This window comes from Desulfobaculum xiamenense, assembly GCF_011927665.1.
Taxonomy (GTDB): Bacteria; Desulfobacterota; Desulfovibrionia; order Desulfovibrionales; family Desulfovibrionaceae; genus Desulfobaculum; species Desulfobaculum xiamenense.
Window position 1 is genome coordinate 1,399,796 of sequence record NZ_JAATJA010000001.1, and the last position, 23,427, is coordinate 1,423,222.

Consider the following 23,427-nt stretch of genomic DNA (forward strand, 5'->3'; position numbering starts at 1 on the left):
GGCGGAGTGTTCGCGCGAATGATCTTATAGATATGGAGCCGCAATCTCACTGGCGCGCCATCCGGACCGTCGCGCTGTCATGGCACGCCAATCCGCACAACCGCACGCCCCGCATGAGCAGGGGGAAACGGCCCCGCCCTGCGCGGTTCAGAACTCGGGATGCGTGATACGCAAGAGCGCCACGGAAAAGCAGACCGCAGACACGAAGACCTGAAAGCCTATGGCGGACCAGAACCCGAAGGCCGAGTTGCTGCGTCTGATTCTGAAGAATCGGGACTGGACCTCGCCCACGTCGATCCCGACCCGGATGAGATTCACATTCACCAGTCCAAGCAGGATCAGAACGGCGGGGATGACGTATTCCATAATATTCTCCCTGTAATTGTCCCAGTTCCGCAAACGGTTGCGGCGTCCGGCCTTCATACACCGCAGCGCCCGTGTTCTCAACCCCGCCGCACGGACCGGAATTGCAAAAAGCCGCACCCTGAAGTACGTTGCCTGCAGGGAGGAAACGTGGACATCGCATTTCATTCCGACTGCGCTGGTATCAATTGGGAAGAAGCGGCATCGGTCTTTCGACGCGCCCCACTCGGGGAACGCGAACCGCAACCGCTCCGCCAAGCCTTCGAATCAAGCCAAATCGTCTGTTTCGCCTTTGCCGACGGGCAACTGGTGGGTTTGGGCCGCGCCCTGACGGACGGAATCTTTCAGGCGGCAATCTACGACATCTGCGTTCTTCCCGAATATCAGGGCCGCGGAATCGGCCACGGCATCGTGGACAACATCCTCTCGCGCCTCGACGTGCGTACCGTGCTACTCTTCTCCGCTCCCGGCAAGGAACCCTTCTACGCAAAACTCGGCTTCCGCCGGCTACGCACCGGCATGGGCCTATTCAGCGACGTGACCACCGCACTCGATAACGGATACATCGAATGACCCTGCCCGAGCGCCCCGAAGACATGCCGCAGCACATCCAGCGTATGCGGCCTTACATCTGCCTCGCCCTCGCCGCCGTCTATCTCGGGGCAGCGCGCGGGGCCATCGTCTTCACCCAGACCGACGGCTTCGCCCACATCTGGCCCGCGGCTGGCATCGGCCTTGCGGCGATGCACCTGTGCGGCCTGCGCATCTGGCCCGCAATCCTCCTCGCGGACATGGCCTCGGCCGTCATGGCTGGCCAGCCCCTCGACACGGCCTTCGTCTGGTCCGGCGGCAATACCGCCGCGCTTGGCGTCTCCTCCCTGCTGTTACGCCGATTCGTCCCCGGATGTGCCTTTCAGAAAAGCGCCCGGGGCATGGTGCTGTTCATCGCCTTCGGCCCCCTCGTCGCCAGCCTTTTGAGCGCCTCCACAGGCTGGCTCGGGGCCGAATTCACCTCGCGCCCCATCCCGTCCGGCTTTCCGCACCTGATCTGGGCGTGGTTTTTGTCCGACTTCAGCGGCATCGTCGTGCTCACGCCTCTGGTGCTCGGCTGGCTAAGCGAGCGCCCAAGCGTCCCCCCGCGGCTCGTTTCCGTGGAAGGACTAGCGCTGTGCGCCAGTCTGGCCTTCATGTCATGGCTCATCTTCGGCGTCGGCGCTGGCAGCGACGTGCTGGAATACCCGCTCAGCTTCGGCCTGTTTCCCTTCCTCGCATGGGCGACATTCCGGCTGGACACGCGTTCCCTCACGCTGGTGCATCTGCTCCTCGCCGGATACGCCCTGATGCCAACCATGGAAGGATATGGTCCCTTCGCCATCATCGAGCACCCGCATTCCATCCACCTGCTGCAACTCTTCGTCTCCGGCATCGCCTCGACCTCGCTGATCATCCACGCCATCCTCCACGAACGCGCGCAGGCCGAAACCGCCCTGCGCGCCAGCCGCGACGAATTGCAGCAGTTGAACGACCGGCTCGAAGAGCGCGTGGCCGAACGCACGGCAGAACTCACCACGGCCCTTGCCGACCTGCGCACCGCAGGAGAAATCTACCGCAACATCTTCACCCACGCCGTGGACGGCATCTTCCAGACCGACGCCGAGGGCCGCGTGACCCACGCCAACGCGTCTCTGGCGCACATCCTCGGCTACGACGACGCAAATGACCTCCTGCGCGAGGTGAACACGCTTCCCCACGCCATCATGCTCGCCTCGGAGGACGACGCACCACGCTTCCACGCGCTCATCAGCGCCAAAGGCGCGGCGGAGACCTTTGAATTTCTAGCACGCAAGGCCGACGGCGGCCATGCATGGCTGTCCATGAGCGTCCGTGCGGCGCTCGACAGTGCAGGGCGCGTCACGGGCATGAACGGCATCGTGCGCGACATCACGGATCAGAAGCGCTCGCAGCAAGCCCTTGCCCGCCGCGCCACACACGACGAACTGACCGGCATTGCCAATCGTTCTCTGTTCCACGAGGCATTCGCCCGCATGCTGACCCTCGCGCAACGCAACGGGACGGGGCTGGGCCTGCTCTACATCGACATGGACAACTTCAAGCACGTCAACGACACCTACGGGCACAACGCGGGAGATGCCGTGCTCGTGGAGGCTGTCGCACGCATGCGCTCCCGCCTGCGCAAGTCGGACCTCATGGCGCGCATCGGCGGCGACGAATTCGCCATCCTGCTTCCAGACACGACAACCCGCGAGCAGGCCGAGGCCGTCGCTCACGACATCCTCGCCACCCTTGACCGCCCCTTCGACCTCGACTGCGGGCGCATCGACATCCATGCAAGCATCGGGGCAAGCCTCTACCCGCAGGACGCCGATACGGCACAGGGGCTTCTCGAACAGGCCGACGCGGCGATGTACCGCGCCAAACGCAACGCCCGAAACGCATCAGGTCCAACATCAGGCAGCAGGAAAGAATGACCGCATCCGTCCCGTCATCCCCGAACGATTCCCGCAGACACACTGGACCGGGCTCGTGGCTTCTGACCGTTCTCTCCGCCGCCGGAGCGCTACTTGCCCTCGCGGCGCTAGCGGTCATCCTCCGCCCGCAACACTCCACGAACGTCGTGCTCAACAACGCGGAGCGACACTTCCTGCATGAGCACCCCTACCTGCGCGTGGGCATCGACCGAGAATTCGTCCCGCTGCAATTCACCGACGCCAACGGCAAGGCCCGCGGCTTCAGTGTCGACTATCTGAACCTGCTCGGCGTCAACATCGGCGCGAACTTCGAATTCGTGGGCGACACATGGGAGAACCTCCCCGGCAGGCTCGAACGCGGAGAAATCGACCTCATCGCCGACATGACGCCCACCCCGGAACGCCAAAAGCGCTTCGCCTTCACGGAACCGGTCAGCAGTCACACCACGCACATCTATGTCCCCACACATATCGTAGAAGTGGAGAATCTCGACGATCTGGCCGGGCGCAAGGTCGGCGTTCCCGCAGGCACGGCGCTGGCGGACGTCGTCTCGCGCCATGGCGGCTTTGCCGTCATCCCCTACCGGGGCGCGGCTCAGGGCCTCTCCGGTCTCACGAACGGAGACTTCGACGCCGTGGTGGACTACACCTTCGCGTTCCGGCACACCCTGTTCAAAACGGAAACGCAAGGCTTCAAGGAGGTCGGCCAGCCCGTAACGCGCGAGGACGGCTGCCTCGCCGTGACACGCAACAACTCGGTGCTCCTCTCCATTCTCGACAAAGGCATCCTGTCCATTCGCGAGGAGCAAAAGCTCAGCATCGAGCGCAAGTGGGTGGGAGCCATCACGCACACGGATTCCATCCGCCACCTGCTGCAAACGCATGCGGCATGGCTCGCGCTGGCCGCAGCGGCCGTGGCGGGCATCGCCCTGTGGAACCTGTTCCTGCAAATCGGCATACGCCGCCGCATCGCGGACGCGAAGTCCAACGAGGCACGCTTTACGGCCATCTACGCCAACTCACACGACGCCATCCTCATCCTGCGCAACATGCTGGTGGTGGACGCGAACCCGACCACCCAGCGCCTGCTCGACATGTCGCGCAAGGAGCTTGAAGGCCAACGTATGACGTCCGTCATTCCGGGCATTCCCGAAGCCGGTCCCTACTCCCGCCAGGTCGCGCAGGACCACTACCGGCGCGCAGCGGCGGGACATCCGCAATCTTTCGAATGGCGGCTCAATCGTCCGGACGAAAAGCCTCTCGACCTCGAAATAGACCTCCACAGCTTCCATACGGACGAAGGCAGCTTTGTGGTGGCGCAGATGCGCGACATCACTTCGCGCAAGAGGGCGGAACGCGAACTGCGCAAGCAGCGCGCGCTACTGCGCCAGTTGTTCGAGAATTCCCCACTGGCCGTGGTCATGGTGGATACGGACGTCAACGTCCTCGACGCCAACGGAGCCTTCGAGGAACTCTTCCAGTTTTCGCGAAGCGATGTGCAGGGGCAACACCTCGACAGCCTCATCGTATCCCCGGAACTCATGGGCGAGGCATCGAGCTTCAACGCGTCCATCCGCACCGGCGGAACCGTGCAGCACGAAACCATGCGCCGACGGCGCGACGGCGCGGACGTCCACGTCGCCATCGCCGCGTCACCCATCATGTTCGAGGGCAACTACATCGGCTCGTACTGCATCTACGCGGACATCACCGACCGCAAGATCGCCGAGCGCCAACTCACGCACATGGCCTTCTACGACAGGCTGACCGGACTGCCCAACCGCTCGATGCTGCTGGACCGCCTTACACAGGCCATATCGCACGCCACGGCGGACCCGCACTACGCCTTCGCCCTGCTCTACCTCGACCTCGACCGCTTCAAGGTCATAAACGACAGCCTCGGGCACTCCACCGGCGACCTCGTCATCGAGGCCACGGCCGGACGCCTGCGCGACACCCTGCCCAACGTGGACACGATTAGCCGTGTCGCGGGGGACGAATTCGCCGTGTTGCTGACCGGCTCCATCACTGCCGATGTGGCCGCGCAGGCGGCACGCGGCATCCAGCTCGCCCTGCGCAGACCGCTGACCGTGGGCGGGCATGTCATCCAGACCTCGGCGGGCGTTGGCGTCGTCATGGGACCGCAGCCCCACGCCAGCGCGGAATTCATGCTCCGCGACGCGGAAATAGCCCTCTATAGGGCCAAGGAACGCGGACTGGGCGGCCTTGAGACCTTCACCCCGCAGATGCACACGCAGGCCATGCATGTCCTCGAAATGGAAGCTGACTTGCGCCGGGCCGTGGAACAGCGCGAATTCGTCATGCACTACCAGCCCATCATCGACCTCGACACCAAGCATCTTGCCGGGTTCGAGGCGCTGATCCGCTGGGAGCATCCCACGCGAGGCCTCATCTCCCCCGGAGACTTCATCCAGACCGCCGAGGAGACGGGGCTCATCATCCCCATTGGTCAGCAGGTTCTCGAAATGTCGCTGCGTAGACTCGCCGACTGGCGCAAGCGCTTCCCCGCGCACGATGACATGTTCATGAGCATCAACCTTTCCGCGCGCCAGTTCACACTGCACGACCTCGACGAACGCATCCGCGCCACGGCGGAAGCCGCAAACGCGCCACTGGGAGCGGTCAAGCTCGAAATCACCGAAAGCGTCGTCATGGAGAACGCCCTCTCCGCCGCCCGCCAGCTCGCCCGGCTCAAACGCCTCGGCGTCAGCCTCTCCGTGGACGACTTCGGCACGGGCTACTCCTCGCTGTCGTACCTCTACGACTTCCCCGTGGACACCATCAAGGTGGACCGCTCCTTCGTCACTCGCATCGGCGCGGGAGACGAAAAGTCCAAGATCGTCCACGCCATCATCCAGATGGCGCACGCCCTCAACATGAACGTCATCGCCGAGGGCGTGGAGCTGCCCGCGCAGGCGGAACTGCTTGGGACTCTGGGCTGCGACCTTGCGCAGGGCTATCTCTACGCGCGTCCGCTGACCTCCGTTCAGGCCGAGGCGCTCATCGTGAGGATGGCCTCCACCTCATCCACGCTCCGGACCTCCGCCACAGGTTGACCCCGAAACGCATTCGAGTATCTTGTCCGCAACACGACCAAGGAGGACAACGTGGCAGCATCAAGGGACAATTCAGGTCTCTCCCGCCGCGATTTCATGTTCGGCGGACTGCGCAAACTGCGCGAGCGCACCAGCACGGTACTCGACGAAAAAACCGATGACGCGCCTGAGGCCAATGGCGACATCACCCCGCAGGACGCCATGCTCGGGCGCGACGCCTTCGTCAGCGGCAACGCGGCATACGCCCGCTCCGACTACGAAACAGCCATCCCCGAATATCGCGAATGCCTGCGCATCCTGCCCCGCCACTCCGAAGCGCGGCAACGGCTGGGCTATTGCCTCTACCGCGCGGGACAGCACCTGCAGGCGAAAATCGAATTCGAACGCGTCCTGCGCGAACGCGGCGGCCGTGACAACTTCTCCTCCCTCTACCTCGGGCTGACGCTTGCGCAAATGGGCAAGCGCGACAAGGCCGCCGAAGCCTGGCGCGGCTACTTCAACCCCGAGGAGGTCCGCATCATGCGCGAACTCAACGTGCAGACCGCACTCATCGAATCCTCCGAGGACTACCCGCTGGAAGACGCCGTCGAGTGTGTCGAGGAAGCCATCGCCGCGCGCAAGGAAGAACTGCTCGCCGGTGAAGGCTGATCGTGACAAAGCTTGCCAGCGCCCACGCAAAACGGATAATCCTGTAGTATGCTCCGCTCTGTGCTGATCGTTCTTCTTGCGGTGTCCGCACTGCTCTGCGTCCCTGCGCAGCCACTTGGCGCGCAGGGTCTAGAGCCCGTCACCCTGCAACTCAAATTCCGGCATCAGTTCCAGTTTGCGGGCTACTACGCCGCCGTCGAAAAAGGCTTCTACAGGGAGGAAGGACTCCAGGTCGATCTGCGGGAAGGATCATCCGGCACGTCCCCCATCACTGCGCTCCTGTCGGACGACGCGCAGTTTGCCGTCCACAATACCGAGGCGCTACTCGACTTTCTCGACGGCAGGCCCATCGTGGCTCTCGCCGCCATCATCCAACATTCCCCGGCGGTGCTCCTTGTCAATCCGAACTCCGGAGTCACCCGCCCGGCGGACCTCGTCGGCAAGCGCATCATGCTCTACAAGGGGCACGACGCGGAAATCCTCGCCATGCTCATGGCCGCTGGCGTCGGCTACGACAACGCGACCATCATCCCCCACAGCTGGAGCAGCGACGCATTGTCCACCGCCGGAATCGACGCCATGTCCGGCTACGCCACCAACGAACCGCTCGAACTCATGGACCGCAACGAGCGATTCATCCTGTTCGACCCCAAGGCCTACGGCATAGACTTCTATGGTGACTGCCTATTCACCACGCGACAGGAGATATCCAACCATCCGCAACGCGTGCAGGCCTTCCTGCGCGCATCGCTTCGCGGCTGGGAATACGCGCTGGAGCATCCCGAGGAAATGGCCGACCTCATCCGCTCGCGCTACGCTCCGAACAAGACGCGCGCCCAGCTCCTGCTGGAAGCCGAAATCCTGCGCGGATTCATCCTGCCGGAACTCGTCCCCCTCGGCACCATGAACCCGCTGCGCTGGCGGCACATCGCGGACAAATTCGCCTCGCTCGGCATGGCCCCGCCAGCCGCCAACATCGACGATTTCATATACGAGCCGGAGGTCATGCTCCATTCGGAGACGCTACGTCTCGTTTTGAGCGCAGGCACTGCCCTGGCCGCCGTGGCGCTGGCCGCCGTGCTTGCGCTCTATCTGTTCAACCGCAGGCTGAGAAACGCCGTTGCCGCGCGCACCGTGGAGCTTGACGAACAGCGCCAAACCCTCGAAACGATCCTGCAGGTCTCGCCCTTCGGCCTCATCCTCGGGCGGGGCAGAGTCGTCGAATGGGCCAACGCCGCCATGGCCCGCATGCTCGATCGCGAGGAAACGTCCTTCGCGGGAATGGACTCCCGCCAGCTCTATCCGAACGGCGCGGAATACCGCAGGGCGGGCTCCCTTCTCGTCGAATCCCTCGAAAATACCGGAATAGCCGCGGTGGACACGATCATGCTGCGCGGCGACGAAACGCCCGTGGACGTGCATCTCGTCATGCGCCATCTCGATTTCGACAATCCGGACCGGGGCTACATCGCCGCACTGATGGACATCACCGAACGCAAGCGCAACGAGGAGAGCAACCGCCTCGCGGCGCAGGTTTTCGAGCAAAGCAACGAATCCATCATCATCACCGACAGCTCCAACACCATCGTCGACGTCAACCGGACCTTCACCCTGCTCACCGGGTACACCCCGGCGGAGGCGCTTGGAAAGAAGCCGAACGTACTGAAGAGCGGACGGCACTCGTCGGAATTCTACACCGCCATGTGGCGCGCGATCATGGACGACGGACACTGGAGCGGCGAGATATGGAACCGTAAGAAGGACGGCGAACTCTTCCCCGCATGGCTGCGCATCACCACCCTGCGCGACGCCGAGGGACGCGTGGTGAACTTCATCGGCACCTTCTCGGACCTCACGCGGGAAAAGAAGAGCGACGAGAGCATCTACCGTCTCAACAACTACGACGTGCTCACCGAGCTGCCCAACCGGGCGCTGTTCCTGAACCTGCTCGAACAGGAACTGGCCCACGCAAAGACCAACGACAGCGGCGTGGGCGTCATCCTCTTCGATCTGGACAACTTCAAGACTGTCAATGAATCCATGGGTATAGCCAGCGGTGACGAACTGCTCCTGCAGACAGGCCAGCGTCTGACTGCCGCCTTCGGCGGCGTCTTCACCGCCGCGCGCCTCGGCAGCGACGAATTCGCGCTCCTCGTGCCCGGCGTGAAGACCACCGAATCCATCGCTCCGCTCATCCCGCGCCTTCAGGACGCCATTACCCCGCCCTACCAGTTGCCCCACGGCGAGGCCTTCATGAGTTGCTCCATGGGCATTTCCCTGTACCCCACGGACGCGTCCAGTGCGGAGGAGTTGATGCGCAACGCAGAAAACGCCCTGCACCACGCCCGTCAGACAAGCCCCAAGAGCTATGCATTCTTCTCCACGGAGATGACGCTTCGCGCGTCGGAGCGGCTGCGGCTCGAAACGGCCCTGCGCCACGCCGTGGACAGGGGCGAATTCGTGCTCTTCTATCAGCCCAAGGTCGAGGCGGACACCGGCCGCGTCGAAGGCGCGGAGGCGCTCATCCGCTGGATGCATCCGGAATGGGGCATCGTGCCGCCGGACCGATTCATCCCCGCCCTCGAAGAGGGCGACCTCATCCACCCCGTGGGCGAATGGGTCCTGCGCGAGGCCTGCGCCGCGTGCGTGCGCATCCACGCCCATGGACACGCTGACATGCGCATCGCCGTGAACATCTCGCCCAAGCAATTTCTCGAACGCGACGTCGTCACCCTCGTGCGCGACACGCTCGACGAGACGGGCCTGCCCCCAGCGTTCCTCGAACTCGAAATCACCGAGGCGCTCTTGGTGCAGGACGTGGAACGCGTCGCTGGCATTCTCGCCCAACTCAAGAAGCTCGGCGTCACCCTCGCCGTGGACGACTTCGGCACTGGCTATTCGTCGCTCCGCTACCTCGCAGAATTCCCGCTGGATACACTGAAGATCGACCGGGCCTTCATCGTCGACGTCGAGCACGACCGCAAGAGCGCGGCCATCACCACCATGGTCCAGTCCATGGCCCACACCATGGGCCTGCACGTGGTGGCCGAAGGCGTCGAGAACGACGCGCAAATCGACTTCCTGCGCAATCTCGGCTGCGTCACCGTGCAGGGCTACTACTACTCCCGCCCGCTGCCCGAGGATCAGTTCCTCCGCTGGCTCGATGCGCACCCCGCGCCCACGCAGCCATCTCCGAACACCTGCGATCACTGACCGCTCCTGCCTGCCAAGCCTCGCCTGTTGCCCATCGCGCCCGACAGGCGTAGGAATTTCGACGACAACGCCCCTTCAACCGGAAACACGACAATATCCGCCGTCGGAGACTACATGTCCGCCGCACTGCTGCCCGTCTTTCTCGTCATCCTCCTCGGCCACGCGCTGCGCCGTTTCGGATTTCCCGGCGACACGTTCTGGATGCAGGCCGAACGCCTGACCTACTATCTGTTCTTCCCCGCGCTGCTGATGGACAAGCTCGCCACGGCGGACTTCTCGGGCCTTGGCGCGATGCGCATGGGCCTCGCCCTTGCGGCGTCGGTGGCGGCCATTTCGGTCCTGCTGCTGATCATCCGCCGCAAGCTGCCCTTCGACGGCCCGGCCTATTCCTCGGTCTTCCAAGGCGGCGTGCGTATGAACACGTACGTCGGTCTGGCTGGAGCGGCCGCCCTGTTCGGCGATGCCGCACTGCCGCTGTGCGCCGTGGCCATGGTCGCCATGATTCCCGTCAACAACCTGTTCTGCGTGCCCGTGGTCTCACGCTTCGGCGGTGCCACTAACGGACGCGGGCTTGGCGTGCTCCTCGAACTGGGCAAGAATCCACTCATCCTCGGCTGCATTGCGGGCTTCGCCATGAACGTTCTGAACCCGCCGCTGCCCGCTGGCGCGCTGGACAGCCTCACGGTTCTCGGCCGGGCAGCGCTTCCGCTGGGCCTTCTGGCCGTCGGCGCGGGGCTGGAGTTCGGCGAACTGCGCCGAAACCTCCTCGCACTTGCCACTTCATCCGCAGCCAAACTCGTGATATTCCCCATCATCACCGCCACTGCATGCGCCCTGCTCGACGTGACAGGCACTGCACGGGCCACCGCCATCATCTTCACCGCCCTGCCCACGGCCAGCTCGTCGTACATCCTCGCGCGGCAACTGGGCGGCGACGCTCCGCTCATGGCGGCTATCATCACGGGACAGACCATCATCAGCGCAGCAACGCTTCCGGTCATGCTCGCGCTTATCGGCTAGTCCCAAACCATTCGAGGACAGGCCATGGATACCCCTCACCGCTTCGCGCTCCGGCTCCGTCTGCTCCTTATTCCGCTTCTCGTTCTCGCCGCGCTGCACGGCACGAATCCCGCATTCGCCGACGACGCGACTGGCCGGAACCTCCACCCGAAATACGTCTTCCTGCTCATCGGCGACGGCATGGGGCTGGCCCAGCGCGCGGCCGCAGCAGCCTTCGCCGGGCACAAGCTGGTCATGGACACCCTGCCCGCGACGGGCCTCACGGCGACACAGGCCTTCGACCGAGCCATCACCGACTCCGCCGCTGCGGGAACGGCACTGGCAACGGGCAGCAAGACGCGCATCTCGCGCATCGGCATCGGCCCCGACGGCGAACGCCTGCAATCCGTGGCCGAGTTTGCGCACGCGCGGGGCATGAAGGTCGGCATCGTGACCACCGTTTCCGTCGATCACGCCACACCAGCGGCCTTCTACGCCCACGTGGAGAACCGCTCCATGTACCACGAAATCGCCCACCAGCTCGCAGAAAGCGGCTTCGAGTATTTCGCGGGCGGCGGACTCAAGGACCCCGAAGGTCGCAAATCAAAGCACCCCAAGGGCGACGCGCGCGACACCCTGCGCTCCGCTGGATACCGCTTCGTGGATGATCGGGCCGGATTCCTCGCGCTGTCGGCGGCGGACGGCAAGGTCATCGTCACGGCCCCGCGCACGCACCGCTCCGGTTCGCTTCCGCTGGCCATCGACGCCCGCCCCGGAGACACGACACTGGCCGAATTCACCGCCAAGGGCATCGAGCTGCTCGACAATCCGAACGGCTTCTTCATAATGATCGAAGGCGGCATGATCGACTGGGCCTGCCACGGCAACGACGTGGCAACCACCGTGCGCGAGGTACTGGCCTTCGACGACGCCGTGGCCGAGGCCGTGCGCTTCGCCCGCTCGCATCCGGACGACACCCTCGTCGTCGTCACGGCGGACCACGAGACCGGCGGCCTCGCGCTGGGCTTCGCGGGCACGGACTACGAGAGCGCCCCGCAGCTTCTCGCCGCACAGAAGGTCTCGTTTCGCGTCTTCACGGACGACGTCCTCGCCCGCTTTCGCGACGGCGACGGGCCGAAGGATTTCGACTCGTTCAGGCCCATCGTCACCGAGCATTTCGGGCTGACCTTCTCCGACGGCGAGGCAACGCCGCTGCGGCTCGCCCCACAGGAGGAAGCCGCGCTGCGCGACGCCTTCGCCCTGAGCATGCGCGGCCTGCCAAAGAAAAACCGTAACGCGCAGGTCTCACTCCTCTACGGCAAGGACGATCCGCTCACCGTCACCCTCACGCGCATCCTTGCCAATAAGGCGGGCATGGGCTGGACCACCTTCGCGCACACGGCCGCCCCAGTGGTGACCACGGCCATGGGCGCTGGCTCCGAGGCCTTCGATGGCTTCCACGACAACACGGACATCGCCAAGGTGATCCGGCGGACCATCGACGCGGCGCACCCGGTCGCAAACGTCGTCAACTGACGTCCGCACCTCCGCAAACGAAAAGCGGCCCGCACGGCCCGGTCGGGATATTCCCGACCGGCACCGTGCGGGCCGCTTCGCATTCGAACCATATGTCGCGGCGGCGCTACTCGCGCCGAGCCACAAGATGCCCCGAGTCGAAATAGTTGTAGGCCATGGCGATACACAGGGCAAACGCGGCGGCGGCCACGCCCATGGCGGCGTTGTAGTACGCCGGAGCGGACAGGGCGAGGCGGATGAACACCGTGGACAGCGCAAGCCCAGAGTTGCGGAAGACCTCGACAAAACAAGGCCGATAGCGCTGGGCGACAAGCACGATGAAAATATCGCTGAAGATGAGCACGGTATAGAACACCGTGAAGAAATCGAACATGGCGCGCCCGGTCATGCCGAGCCACAGGTTGTAGACGCCAAGTCCCGTAAAGACGCACAACAGCATCAGGGCGAGAATCTTCTTGGTGAGCACGAAATAGTAGAGGTTCACGCCGTTGCCGCCCCGACTGCGTGATTTTCCCGCCCGCAAGAGGAAGGCCAGTAGCACGAAGACGACCACGGCCCCGGCTCCGTCGGAACCGATGCGCAAAAGCGCGGCCATGTCGTCCGGGAAGACCAGCGGTTCGTGGATGTTGGCCAGCTCCTTGAAGCAGCTCCGCAGAAGGATCAGCGCGAGAATCTCGAACTGCTTGACCACCGAGCGGGAAAAGGACTTGGGCAGCACGAGGATGAGCACCATCACTTCCTGCAACAGCAGGAGCGTGAAGGCCATGTTCACGGCGTGGAAAGGATTGAGCGGTATTATGCCCGACAACGGCGCGGGCAGCAGTCCGGCCCGGTTCAGCCCTATCGCCACGAGGGAAAGGCCGAAGACGATGACGAGAAGCGTGGCAAGACCGCGTGCGGTCCTGTCGCGCTCCCAGCGGCAGTCCACTGTGTCGAAGACATGGGCGAAATATTCGAGGAAGGCCGTAATCGCCTGCATCATGCCCTCCCCGCGAAACATATCCCGAGGACCGCAAAGGCATGGGCCAGACTATCGAAACAGGCCGCCGCGCGGCGATTTTCCCGGAAAAGGACAACGGGGCCAGCGGCCCGCATGGTGATGTGCATCATTGAAGCTCCACATGATGGCCCGTCGGAGCGGACCGGTATCGTAGAATGCAGAATACCCGCTGTAGTCAGGCATTTCAACCCGCCTGCCACGTTATTTCCATCACTTACGTTCGCCGCGTCTTGCGCCCCCCGCACAACTGGGGCATAACGATACAAGCCACCTTTCGCCTTACGCATGGGAATCCGACGCCGGAGCGACACGTGAAGACGCGAACAATCTCAAACGGCATCCGCCACCTTGAAGACCTCCACGAACAGGGTCTGATCGACGGTCGCGACTTCGTGCGCAGACTGCACGACATGCTCGACACCTTCGAGATGCAGATACCCACGGCCCACGGCGCGCAGCGCCAACTGCCGCCGGAGCTAGCGGACCTCGTGGCCCACGCGGCACCATCCCGCCAAAGCGATGAAGGGCCGCACTACGACGAAACGCCGCACCTGCATGGCACAAGCCCGCAAGAAGAGCATGGGGCGAAACGCCCCGCACATCCCGTCGACCAGATTCCCACCGGCGGCGAACGCCATCCGGACTTCGGCAGGGTGCTAGTGAAGGGCAAGACGCCATGGGATGGACATCCGAACACGCCCCCCATCGCCGCCCACGGCCAACCCCGCGCGCAAGCGCCAGCCGCCCGCGACGACGCCGCACTGCTCAAACGCGAGCATCTCGCCCGCCTCGCCTCGGCCACACTGCGCAAGACCCGACGCACCCGCAATCCGTCCACAGCCTTTGCGCTGTCGTTTCTGTGGGCGGGGCTTGGGCACGTCTACATCGGTGCCATCGGCACCGGCATGGGACTCATGCTCGTGACGGCAGGCTGCGTCGCTGGAATTCTCCTCGGCGAACTGCAAACCCTCTACATCCTCGCGCCGATGACACTGCTCTGCGCGGCCACGGCGCATCGCGGGGCCATCGCCCGCAATCGCAACATCGAGCACCGAACGCGCCCTTCGGCGCAGACACTCGCCGCCCGTCCGTCCCTCGACCTCGACCGGGCCATCCGCACCACACAGCAAATCCATCGCGAAACCCGCGGCTGATCCCCTGAGAGCAGGACAGAAGAAGGGCCTCCCACCATTGGCGGAAGGCCCATTTTTCTCACGTTCACGGACCGCAGCAGCGGTCCATGACAGCGCTCGCGCTAGGCGGCCACGGTCTGCTGACCGGACAGCACGGTGTCGTGCTCCGGGCACAGCCATGCAAGGCGGTGCGTCTCCGGATGGAAGCAGGCGCGCACGCCACGGCTACCACCGCAAATCTCGCAGACTTCGGGAGCGTAGTCCTTCGTGAACACGCCGCTGCGCTGTAAGGCCTTGACGAACTGCGACACGGCCTTGCCCCGGCCACCCTTGCGGATAGTCGCGAAGTCGCGCTTGTTCATGGTTCCAAGTTCGGAAACGCGGACCGAGCCGGTCCGCTGCCTGTTGATGACCACCTCGCGCCCCTGAAAGCGCATGGTGGCAGGCTCTTTCCAGCGGCAACAAATTCTGCCGCGTTCCCTATCATACAACAAAGTCATGATCCCAATCTCCAAAAACGTATCCGACGACCGACGTCCTCACCCGATGCATCAACAGTTGCCCGCACGAAAGCGGCGGACGCAACAGGCCCGGGAGAAGACAAAAAATTGCAAGCCCTGCGAAATGAATCACCATTTGCAGACCTTGCAGTCGCTGTCGGACCATGTGATTTCTTGAACTGACTGGACACTCAGCCAATCCCCCCTCTCTTGTCAAGCACAATGTGACGCACAGCCGACATTTCCCACCACTGGCGAAATTCCAAACGGTTGCCCACCACTCGCGGCGATGCGCGCCGTCGAATATCGGTCCCGCCTATGGACGAACGCCCAAGTCATAAGAACAAACTATTTGTTTCACACCTCGCGAAACGGATAAGAGGAGGCAGGCCATCGCGCCCGGAGTCCGCCATGCGTACCAACACGACACACCCGACGGGATTTGCCCGCGTCATTCTTTCCCCGCTGCTGTACAGGGCTGCGCGCTACACGCTCGCGGCCATCTTCGTCTATGCGGGCATCGGAAAACTGGCCGACCCGGCGGCCTTTGCGCAGGTCATAGCCGGATACGGGCTTCTGCCCGGGCCACTGGTGCCAATTGTCGCACTGCTCCTGCCCGCCCTTGAGGTCGCGGCGGGCGCGGGCCTTGTCTTCGACCTGCGCGGTAGCCTCGCCTCCATCGGTGGCATGAATCTCGTTTTCCTATTCGTGCTCGCCTACGGGATGCACCTCGGTCTGGACGTCGATTGCGGCTGCTACGGACCGGGAGACCCCGAAGGCGAGGCCTATCACGGGCTCAAGGAAGCCTTCATCCGCGACATGGGCCTCATGGCCCTTGTCATCCATGCGTACTGGTGGCGCAGGGTTCGGGGCGTGCGTCCCCTGTCCATCCCTGCCGCCATTCACATTCTTATCCATCCAAGGGAGAAAGCCTGATGCTGAAATTCAAGACCCTCGCCGTCGCGGGCATGATCGCCGCCCTCGTCCTCGGCCTGTCGGCCAACGCGTTCGCCTTCTTCGGCAGCGACAAGTTCGAAGCTGAAGTCGAAAAGGAACAGGGCGCGGTGAAACTGCTGCGCGAAGTCCAGCGCGGCGGCTACGACGTGATGACCACCACCGAACTCAAGGCGGCGCTCGAAGCCGACAAGAACATCCTCGTCATCGACACCATGCCCTACAAGGACAGCTACGCGAAGGGTCACGTGCCCGGCGCGGCCCAGTTCCTGTTCCCCATCGAGGACATGAACGAATGGAACGCCGAGGCCACCGACGGCAAGACCATGGCTGACTACGAGGCCCTGCTCGGCCCCGACAAGAACCGCACCATCGTGGTCTACTGCGGCTTCGTGAAGTGCACCCGCAGCCACAACGGCGCCGCGTGGGCCAAGAAGCTCGGCTACACCAACGTCTACCGCTACCCCGGTGGCATCTTCGCATGGAAGGGTGCTGGCTTCCCCGAAGAAAGCGTGAAGTAGCACACGCCTCATCTGATGACACAAAAGGCGCTCCCCTTTCGGGCGAGCGCCTTTTTTTCATTGCGAAATCGAAGCGAAAGGCCGTCTAGCCCACGCGGGCCACGGCTTCGCGCATGCCGTCCGGGAATTCGTACATGGCGTTGGACCGCAGCGCGGCAAGCCCCCATCCGGGCAGACGGCCCCGGCGCATGGCTGGCACGGAGTAGCGCGGATAATACAGCGCATGCTCAGTGCGCGCGAAGATGGGCTTCAGATTGGCAGCGGAGCACTGCCTGCCCCGTTGCGAATGGACCAAGAAATCATCCCGCCCCGGAACGCGACACCCGACGAACAGCACGAACGCCGCACGGAACCTGTCGAACACGAAGGAGACCTCGTCCGCGAACCGGCGTTCCGGCCCGCCCCCGGCGGCATTGAGGACCACCAGCACATCACGCGAAAAGAGATAGGGCTTCTCCTCCTCGACCCGGCACAGAAGTTCGCGGGGCGTGACATTGTGCAGATAGAGATTCTTGCAGTCCGCCGCACGGTTGAGCGCTGTGTGGTAGACGTCGCTATCGTGCTCGGACGCGATGCACTCGCAGGCCGAATGCCGCGCGGCAACCCGATGGGCGGCCGCAGGAGCCTCGTCCCCAATGACGAGAGCATACTCGCATCCATCCAGCACGCAGTCGACGATCCTTTCGAGCTGCGTATCACGGGAAAGATACGATTCGGCCATACGGCCATATCCAAACAGGCGAGCCAATCCTCCGAACATCGGGCACAATTCTCCATGGGTTTGCATCACGAATCGCGAGCGCTTCATTCCATTGAACATATTCGACACAGGCATTCAAGCCAAACATCAGCAAATATGTTGAACCCGAGGACTGCACGCAGGGCACTGCGCGCATCCTGTGGCTCAAAACGAAGAAACCCCCCGCTTGCTGTTTTCGTCAGCTCGCGGGGGGGCCTGAAGGATTATCGTCGTTTCCCAAATCCATGTCCTTGACACCGTTCTGAGGTTCGCTTGAAGGTTGCCAACCAACGAGCCGACCGAAAGATGTCGCTTCGGGCAAGGCGTCAATACGCTTCACGATCGTGTCGTTCGATGCCCCAAGCGTGGTGAACGTCTGCCATGCATGGTCACGATGCGCTCAAAAATCCTTTTCCATCACCTATACAATGTCCACTTTGCCACGCATTGTCAACAGACTTCGATGCCCGGCCGGAAAGTGCCTTGCCCAGCCCAGTCATTCCGGCTACATGATCCCCATGCACGCACCCTACGCCTTTCCGCCCGCCATCATCGAAAGCCATCCCCTCGTCCGCCGCCTGAGCGGCCAGATCATCTGGTGCATGTTCGAGGAATACGACGCAGCGCCCGAAGACATTCAGGCCTTTCTCGATCTCTACGACGCAGAGCGCGCCCGAGCGCTATCGGCCGTTTCGCGCATCGTCGCCCCCACAGCGGACGACAACACAGGCGGCATCATGATCCGCCTGCGCGACACCGGTCACGTCTGCCCCTTCTGCGAAGCTCTCAACGGACGTTTCCTGCCCGTGGGCCATCCGGAGCTTTTGCACTTTCTCCCGCCTTTCGGCCTTGGCTGCGCGGCTTACGCCGAGGTGCTCACCCGCGAGCAGGTAGCAGCGCTCCCCGCCGCGCAACGCATCGACACGTCCCTCGTCCCACCCTGCGACCTCACCTGCGGCGAATGGATATTCACCCGCACGTGGAGCGCCGGGATACCTTGAGCCCACGCGGCTGCACAGTTCACATCCCCACACGGAAACAACTCGACCGAAATTCCTATTTTCATGTATGATGGGCCTTGCGGCTTTTTTGGCATTCAAGGCCTGTCGCATCCGCCCTGCACGACGCCGCGCGCGACCTAACGGATGCCCCACTGCATGCATAAGTACACGGGGGCGTTATGTTTCGTGCGTCATTCCGTCATTTTCCGTGCTCCATGTCGATGGCGTTCCACACCGTGGGGATGGTTCTCGCCGTCTTTCTGCTCTCGCCCCTTTCGACTTCGACCGCACAGGCTGACGCCGCCCCGGCACCATCCGGCCTCGTCTACTGCATTCAGATAGCCGGGCTCGACAATCCAGACAATGCACGCAGCTTCGAAGCCGCTCTGCGCAGGGAACTCGACGCCCAGACCGCAGGGCTTCTGCGTGTGGACAAGCGAGGCTCCATGCACCTGTTCCGCATCGGCAACTTCGCGGACAGGGCCTCGGCCAAGGCCATGCGAGACACACTGGCCGCACGCCATCCCGACGCATACGTCCTACGCATCCGAGGCACGGTTCCGCCACAAACGGCACCGAACGCGCGCATCGACGAAGTCGCAGCACCCGGCTCCGGCGTCATCGCGGCACCTTCCCATGCCGAAGAAGCGCCACCTGCCGTAGCGACCGCCGCACAGGACGATCCGCCACCGACCGACGTGGCGACATCCACCGCGACAGCAAATGAAACACAAGCTGCTGACGTCACACAGACGCTTTCCGATGCCAATGCATCGTCCACCGCACCACCAGCCAAGCAAGCGGCCGTACTCCACGCCTTCCCCATTCCAGCGCTCGCTGAGGTGACCTCGCCCCCCGGCCGGGCGACCTCGCAATACAAAAACATCGGCATCGCCGCCGTTCTCGTCGCCATAGCCATCGTCGTGACACTCCGTAGACGCATGCGCTCGCGTCGGGTGCCCCCACAGCCACAGCCCCAGCCGCAGGACTCGGAGCCTCTGGCACAAACGGACAACGCCGACGCCCCATCGGGCTTGCCTCGACTACCTCCCGATCTCGAACGGCGTCTGCGCGCGCACGAACGCGAGCTCTCCATGGTCGAAGCCAACCTGCTCGCGGCGAACCGCAGCGCCGCCACCATCTACGTGACCAGCTGCTTCCGTGGCGAGGGCAAGACGACCACGGCCATTCACACTGCCTGGGGCCTCGCCAGCGAGGGCGGCAACCGCGTTCTGCTGGTTGACTGGAACACCGGTGCGCCCATCCTGCACACCATGTTCAGCATCGACGAGGCTCCCGGCCTGCTCCAGTTCCTGAGCGATCGACAAAGCCTGCATGAATGCCTTCGCGAAACAGCCTATCCGGGCCTGTGGCTCATGCCCTACGGCACGCAGGCGTGCGAACGCTGCGAAACGTTTCGACGCGACGTCATTTCGCAGCACATCGCCACTATGCGCGAGAGCTTCGACTACGTCGTCTTCGACGGCCACTCGCTGATCGGCACGTCCACCGCCATCCTCGCGGACCGCTTCGACGGCGTGCTGCTCGCCGTGGAGGCGGAACGGACCAAGTGGGAAGTCGTCCAAGATTCCTCCGAAAAAATCCGCAATATGGGCGGCAGCATCATCGGCATGGTCCTGAACCAGCGCAGATTCTACATCCCCAAAATCCTGTACGGAAAGATATGATGCGCACGTCACTACTCATTTTCCTTGCCCTCACGCTTGTCACGGTCGGATGCACGCGTGGCGACCTGCCCATCGCACCGGACGAGGAGCGCACCATGTCGGCCACGACCTTCGCCGCGGACGCCAAGGACTATCCCTCCGCGCTCGGACTGTTTCCGGACTACCGCCTCGTGCCCGGTGACGTGCTGGACGTGCTGTTCCAAATCCGCACATGGCAAAGCAAGGAAGAGTTCCGCCTCGCCGTGGACGACACGGTAACCGTAAAGTTCGTCCATGCGCCGGAGCTCAACGAGACGCAGAACATCCAGCCCGACGGACGCATCTCACTGCCCTACCTCGGCGAGGTGCGCATCGCGGGGATGTCCGTCGGCGAGGTCACCTCGATGCTTCGGGAGCGCTACGCATCCATCCTGCGCGCCCCGGAAATCTACGTGGTGGTTCCGGAATACCGCTCACGCATCAAGGAACTGAAGAACGACCTGCACACCGCCTCGCGCGGCCTCTCCCGGCTGGTCACCGTCCGCCCGGACGGCTTCTGCACCTTCCCCCTGGCTGGCGACATATTCGTTGCCGGGCGCACCATTCCACAGATCAACGAAGAACTGGACGCCATCTACGAGGACTACCTGCCCGGCCTACACGTGGACCTATTCCTCGAACGCCACTCCGGTGCCATGGTCTACGTGATGGGACAGGTGCGCACGGGCGGGGCATTCAGCATCGCCAAGCCAGTGACGCTGACGCAGGCGCTGGCGCTGGCCGGAGGGCACAACAACGAGGCGGACCTGACGAGCGTCCTCGTCTTCCGACGGCAGGGCCAGCAATTCGGCGCGCGGCGGCTCGATCTGGAGAAGACACTCGGCCTCGACGAGGACGGCACACTCTTCTACCTCCAGCCCGACGACATCGTGTACATCCCCCGGCGCGGCAGGGCGCAGTGGGCGGAGGTCATGCGCGAGGTCTCGGAAATCATCTTCTTCCGCGGCTGGAGCTCGGGACTCGACGGCCCCCTCTTCGTCAACCCGATCATCAAGTAGGGCACAGGGCATGACGCGACAGACAGCCATCAAAACCGAAGACTACATTCGCGAGGTAGTCACCATCTTCTTCGCCCAGAAGAGGATCATCCAGCGGACGTTTCTGATCATCGCGGTCTTTGCCGTGGCCGTGGCGCTGTTCTGGCCGCCGACCTACGCCGTGCGCGGCGAAATACTCATCAAGGGCAAAAAGCTGGAGAAAAGCCCGGAAACGCTCGAAAACACCCAGATACGCATGTTCGAGCTGACGCGGCAGGATCTCGCATCCGAAATCGAGATCGTCGAGTCCAACGACGTCATCGAAAACACCATCCGCCTGCTACGGGAAAAGCAGCTCCTGTACACAGATGTGGACCTCACAGCGGACACCATGCCCGCTCTGGTCAAGAACATCCGCTCGCGCCTCGAAGCGTCCATCAAGCAGGACTCGCACATCATCGAGACGACATTCACCTCCCGCGATCCGAACGAGGCCCACGTGGTACTCCGGCACCTGCTCATCGAATATGTGAACTGGCGCAACAGCGTATTCAACCCCGGACAGGCCGTCACCTTCTACGAAACGCAGGTGGAGCGCTTCTCGCAGGCCCTACGTAAAAACGAAGACGCGCTCATCGCCCTTGCTGAACAGTACATGTCCCCCGATCCCGCCAAGGAGATCGACAACAACCTCGCCATCAAGAAGGATTTGGAGCAGAGCCTCGACCGCGAACGCACGGAATGGACCAAGAAGGAACTCTACGTGGACTTTCTGGAGGATGCCCTCGACTCGCCGGACATGCGCCTGTTCTCCTCCATCGACAACCAGTCCATCACCCTGCTCGGCGAGAAGCTCCAAAGCCTCGTCATCGAGCGCGGCAACATCCTGCGCGTCTACCACGAATCGAGCGACAGGGTCCGCGGCGTGGACGAACAGATCGCCAAGACCTACGAGACGCTGCGCTCCGAGGTGGCCGCCTACGCGGAAACCATGCGCAACGAGGCGGACATCCTCGGCGACACCATCGCCGCCATGGAAACCCGCCTGCGCGATCTTTCGGCCCGCAACGTGGAACTGCACACCTACCTCGTGGAGTCGCAGCGCATCCATCGCGAGATAGACCTCATCCGCCACTCCTACGAGACCTTCTCCAAACGCCTTGAGGAAGCGCGCATACAGACCTCGTCCGACGCCAACGCCCTGTTCTCCATCAGCATCATCAGCTGGCCGTTCGTCTCGTGGGAGCCGGTGTTTCCGCAGCCGCGCCTCATCATCCCGCTGGGGCTGTTCGTGGCCATGCTGACGGGGCTGAGCCTCGGCTTCCTCCGCGAGTACTTCGACCACACCTTCAAGAAACCCGAGGACGGTCCGAAGTTCGCGGGCCTGACCACGCTCTTCACCATTCCCCGCTGGAAGGGCTGACCTTCGGAGAAGCACCCATGAGCTGGATCGAAGACACAACGCCAACATGCGACGAATCGCAGGTCACCTGCCCGAAGTACGGCATCTTCCAGGGCGGATACTTCGGCTACACCCCGTGGTCCTTCGTGACCATCACCCTGTTCAACGCCGTGGTGTCCTTCGCGCTCATCATCATCGGCCTGCCGCTGTTCCTGATCCTCGGCGCGGCGGTGAAGCTGCGCGACGGCGGCCCCGTGCTCTACAAGGGCGTCCGTCTCGGCCTGTCCAAGAACCCGTTCTACATGTACAAATTCCGCACACTGCCCGTGGGCTCGCAAAAGCGCATCGGCGGCGAAGTGCTCTCGCACAAGCACATGACCCTGCCCCCCTTCTCGCGCTTCCTGCGCGACACGCGGCTCGACGAGCTGCCCCAGCTCTTCAACATCCTGCGCGGCGACATGGACTTCATCGGCCCGCGCCCCATACGCCCAGAGGTCTACGAGCAGCAGGCCCGCGACATCCGCGACTTCGACATGCGCTTCGCCGTGCGTCCGGGCCTCATCGGCTACGCGCAGCTCTTCACCCCGCATTCAACGCCCAAGCGCCTGCGCGCGCACATCGACAACAAGTTCGTTCTGCGCAGACGCAGCCGCATCTGGGACATCTTCGTCATCCTCTACACCATTTCGGTGGTCGCGCGGGACGTGGCGCTCAAGGGCGGGCGGCTCGTCTGGCGCGAGGTGTTCGCCCGCCGCCTGCTGCGCCTGTACCGCGAATCGCGCGCGCTCGAACGCGCACACCCAAGCGCGGCACGGGTGCGGGTGGTCGCGAATCCGCATGTGCATGGACCGGGCTTCACAGGCGAACTCCGCGACATTAACGAGGTCTGCTTCCGCATGCATTCCAGCGACGAACTCGACGGCGACGGTCCCTTCGTCTTCCGCATCGAGCGCCACATCCAGCGCGGACGCAGGAAGCGCTACAAGCGCGCCCTCGTAACCGGGACGGTCCAGTCGCGCCCAGCCCCGACAGGCGGCGCAAGGCATGCCTACGTCATCCGCTACGAGGCCGCGACGCCCCTCAACGCCTACCTGCTCGACCAGTACTTTCTGGGCAAGAGCATGGTCTGATCATCGGCAGGAACACCG

General features: G+C 63.5%; 19 protein-coding genes. 15 read left to right on the forward strand and 4 right to left on the reverse strand.

The features are described from left to right. Positions 1 to 147 precede the first annotated feature (147 nt). Positions 148 to 366, reverse strand: coding sequence for a hypothetical protein (locus tag GGQ74_RS16260; RefSeq protein ID WP_245168217.1), 219 nt, complete (start codon positions 364 to 366; stop codon positions 148 to 150). A 147-nt stretch (positions 367 to 513) separates the two neighbouring features. Here GGQ74_RS16260 and GGQ74_RS16265 point away from each other — a divergent pair, with 147 nt between their 5' ends. The 7 genes from GGQ74_RS16265 to GGQ74_RS06440 all read left to right on the forward strand — a co-directional run bounded on the left by GGQ74_RS16265 (position 514) and on the right by GGQ74_RS06440 (position 12,325). After that, complete coding sequence (locus tag GGQ74_RS16265) at positions 514 to 936, forward strand: GNAT family N-acetyltransferase (RefSeq protein WP_342448583.1); 423 nt, start codon at positions 514 to 516, stop codon at positions 934 to 936. Continuing rightward, positions 933 to 2,852, forward strand: a complete 1,920-nt coding sequence (locus tag GGQ74_RS06415) for a diguanylate cyclase domain-containing protein (RefSeq protein ID WP_167940668.1) — start codon at positions 933 to 935, stop codon at positions 2,850 to 2,852. Before GGQ74_RS16265 ends, GGQ74_RS06415 begins: the two co-directional genes overlap by 4 nt. Further along, positions 2,849 to 5,929, forward strand: coding sequence for an EAL domain-containing protein (locus tag GGQ74_RS06420; RefSeq protein ID WP_167940669.1), 3,081 nt, complete (start codon positions 2,849 to 2,851; stop codon positions 5,927 to 5,929). Before GGQ74_RS06415 ends, GGQ74_RS06420 begins: the two co-directional genes overlap by 4 nt. Before the next feature lie 51 nt (positions 5,930 to 5,980). Continuing rightward, positions 5,981 to 6,577 carry a tetratricopeptide repeat protein gene (locus tag GGQ74_RS06425; protein WP_342448584.1) on the forward strand — a complete coding sequence of 199 codons (597 nt, stop codon included), beginning with the start codon at positions 5,981 to 5,983 and terminating at the stop codon, positions 6,575 to 6,577. A gap of 48 nt (positions 6,578 to 6,625) precedes the next feature. Continuing rightward, positions 6,626 to 9,790, forward strand: a complete 3,165-nt coding sequence (locus GGQ74_RS06430; protein ID WP_167940670.1) for an EAL domain-containing protein — start codon at positions 6,626 to 6,628, stop codon at positions 9,788 to 9,790. A 114-nt stretch (positions 9,791 to 9,904) separates the two neighbouring features. Further along, positions 9,905 to 10,810: an AEC family transporter gene (locus GGQ74_RS06435; protein ID WP_167940671.1), complete on the forward strand. Its 906-nt coding sequence runs from the start codon at positions 9,905 to 9,907 to the stop codon at positions 10,808 to 10,810. A gap of 24 nt (positions 10,811 to 10,834) precedes the next feature. Further along, the gene (locus GGQ74_RS06440; protein ID WP_167940672.1) at positions 10,835 to 12,325 is read left to right on the forward strand and encodes an alkaline phosphatase; all 1,491 of its coding nucleotides are present in this window, start codon (positions 10,835 to 10,837) and stop codon (positions 12,323 to 12,325) included. 106 nt (positions 12,326 to 12,431) lie between these two features. Here the strand turns inward: GGQ74_RS06440 and GGQ74_RS06445 are convergent, their stop codons facing one another. Beyond that, on the reverse strand, positions 12,432 to 13,307 hold the full coding sequence (locus GGQ74_RS06445; protein ID WP_245168131.1) for a hypothetical protein: 876 nt from the start codon (positions 13,305 to 13,307) through the stop codon (positions 12,432 to 12,434). 329 nt (positions 13,308 to 13,636) lie between these two features. Between GGQ74_RS06445 and GGQ74_RS06450 the strand changes: the two genes are divergently transcribed. Next, positions 13,637 to 14,479: a hypothetical protein gene (locus GGQ74_RS06450; RefSeq protein WP_167940673.1), complete on the forward strand. Its 843-nt coding sequence runs from the start codon at positions 13,637 to 13,639 to the stop codon at positions 14,477 to 14,479. Positions 14,480 to 14,580: 101 nt separating this feature from the next. Here the strand turns inward: GGQ74_RS06450 and GGQ74_RS06455 are convergent, their stop codons facing one another. Beyond that, the gene (locus GGQ74_RS06455; protein WP_167940674.1) at positions 14,581 to 14,958 is read right to left on the reverse strand and encodes a hypothetical protein; all 378 of its coding nucleotides are present in this window, start codon (positions 14,956 to 14,958) and stop codon (positions 14,581 to 14,583) included. 411 nt (positions 14,959 to 15,369) lie between these two features. Here GGQ74_RS06455 and GGQ74_RS06460 point away from each other — a divergent pair, with 411 nt between their 5' ends. Next, positions 15,370 to 15,894 carry a MauE/DoxX family redox-associated membrane protein gene (locus GGQ74_RS06460; protein ID WP_167940675.1) on the forward strand — a complete coding sequence of 175 codons (525 nt, stop codon included), beginning with the start codon at positions 15,370 to 15,372 and terminating at the stop codon, positions 15,892 to 15,894. Then, a complete protein-coding gene (locus tag GGQ74_RS06465) occupies positions 15,894 to 16,433 on the forward strand; it encodes a rhodanese-like domain-containing protein (protein WP_167940676.1) in 540 nt (179 codons plus the stop codon). The genes GGQ74_RS06460 and GGQ74_RS06465 overlap by 1 nt, the downstream gene beginning before the upstream one ends. Positions 16,434 to 16,518: 85 nt before the next feature. Here GGQ74_RS06465 and GGQ74_RS06470 read toward each other — a convergent pair whose 3' ends face one another. Continuing rightward, positions 16,519 to 17,154, reverse strand: a complete 636-nt coding sequence (locus GGQ74_RS06470; RefSeq protein ID WP_167940677.1) for a hypothetical protein — start codon at positions 17,152 to 17,154, stop codon at positions 16,519 to 16,521. A 536-nt stretch (positions 17,155 to 17,690) separates the two neighbouring features. Here GGQ74_RS06470 and GGQ74_RS06475 point away from each other — a divergent pair. From GGQ74_RS06475 to GGQ74_RS06495, 5 genes are all read left to right on the forward strand, one after another. Next, complete coding sequence (locus GGQ74_RS06475; RefSeq protein WP_167940678.1) at positions 17,691 to 18,173, forward strand: hypothetical protein; 483 nt, start codon at positions 17,691 to 17,693, stop codon at positions 18,171 to 18,173. Positions 18,174 to 18,388: 215 nt separating this feature from the next. Then, a complete protein-coding gene (locus GGQ74_RS06480) occupies positions 18,389 to 19,861 on the forward strand; it encodes an SPOR domain-containing protein (RefSeq protein WP_167940679.1) in 1,473 nt (490 codons plus the stop codon). Beyond that, complete coding sequence (locus GGQ74_RS06485; protein WP_167940680.1) at positions 19,858 to 20,898, forward strand: polysaccharide biosynthesis/export family protein; 1,041 nt, start codon at positions 19,858 to 19,860, stop codon at positions 20,896 to 20,898. The genes GGQ74_RS06480 and GGQ74_RS06485 overlap by 4 nt, the downstream gene beginning before the upstream one ends. Before the next feature lie 10 nt (positions 20,899 to 20,908). After that, positions 20,909 to 22,300 (forward strand): GumC family protein, encoded by a 1,392-nt coding sequence (locus tag GGQ74_RS06490; protein WP_167940681.1) that lies wholly within the window; start codon positions 20,909 to 20,911, stop codon positions 22,298 to 22,300. Positions 22,301 to 22,317: 17 nt separating this feature from the next. Then, positions 22,318 to 23,409 (forward strand): sugar transferase, encoded by a 1,092-nt coding sequence (locus tag GGQ74_RS06495; RefSeq protein WP_167940682.1) that lies wholly within the window; start codon positions 22,318 to 22,320, stop codon positions 23,407 to 23,409. Positions 23,410 to 23,427: the final 18 nt, after the last annotated feature.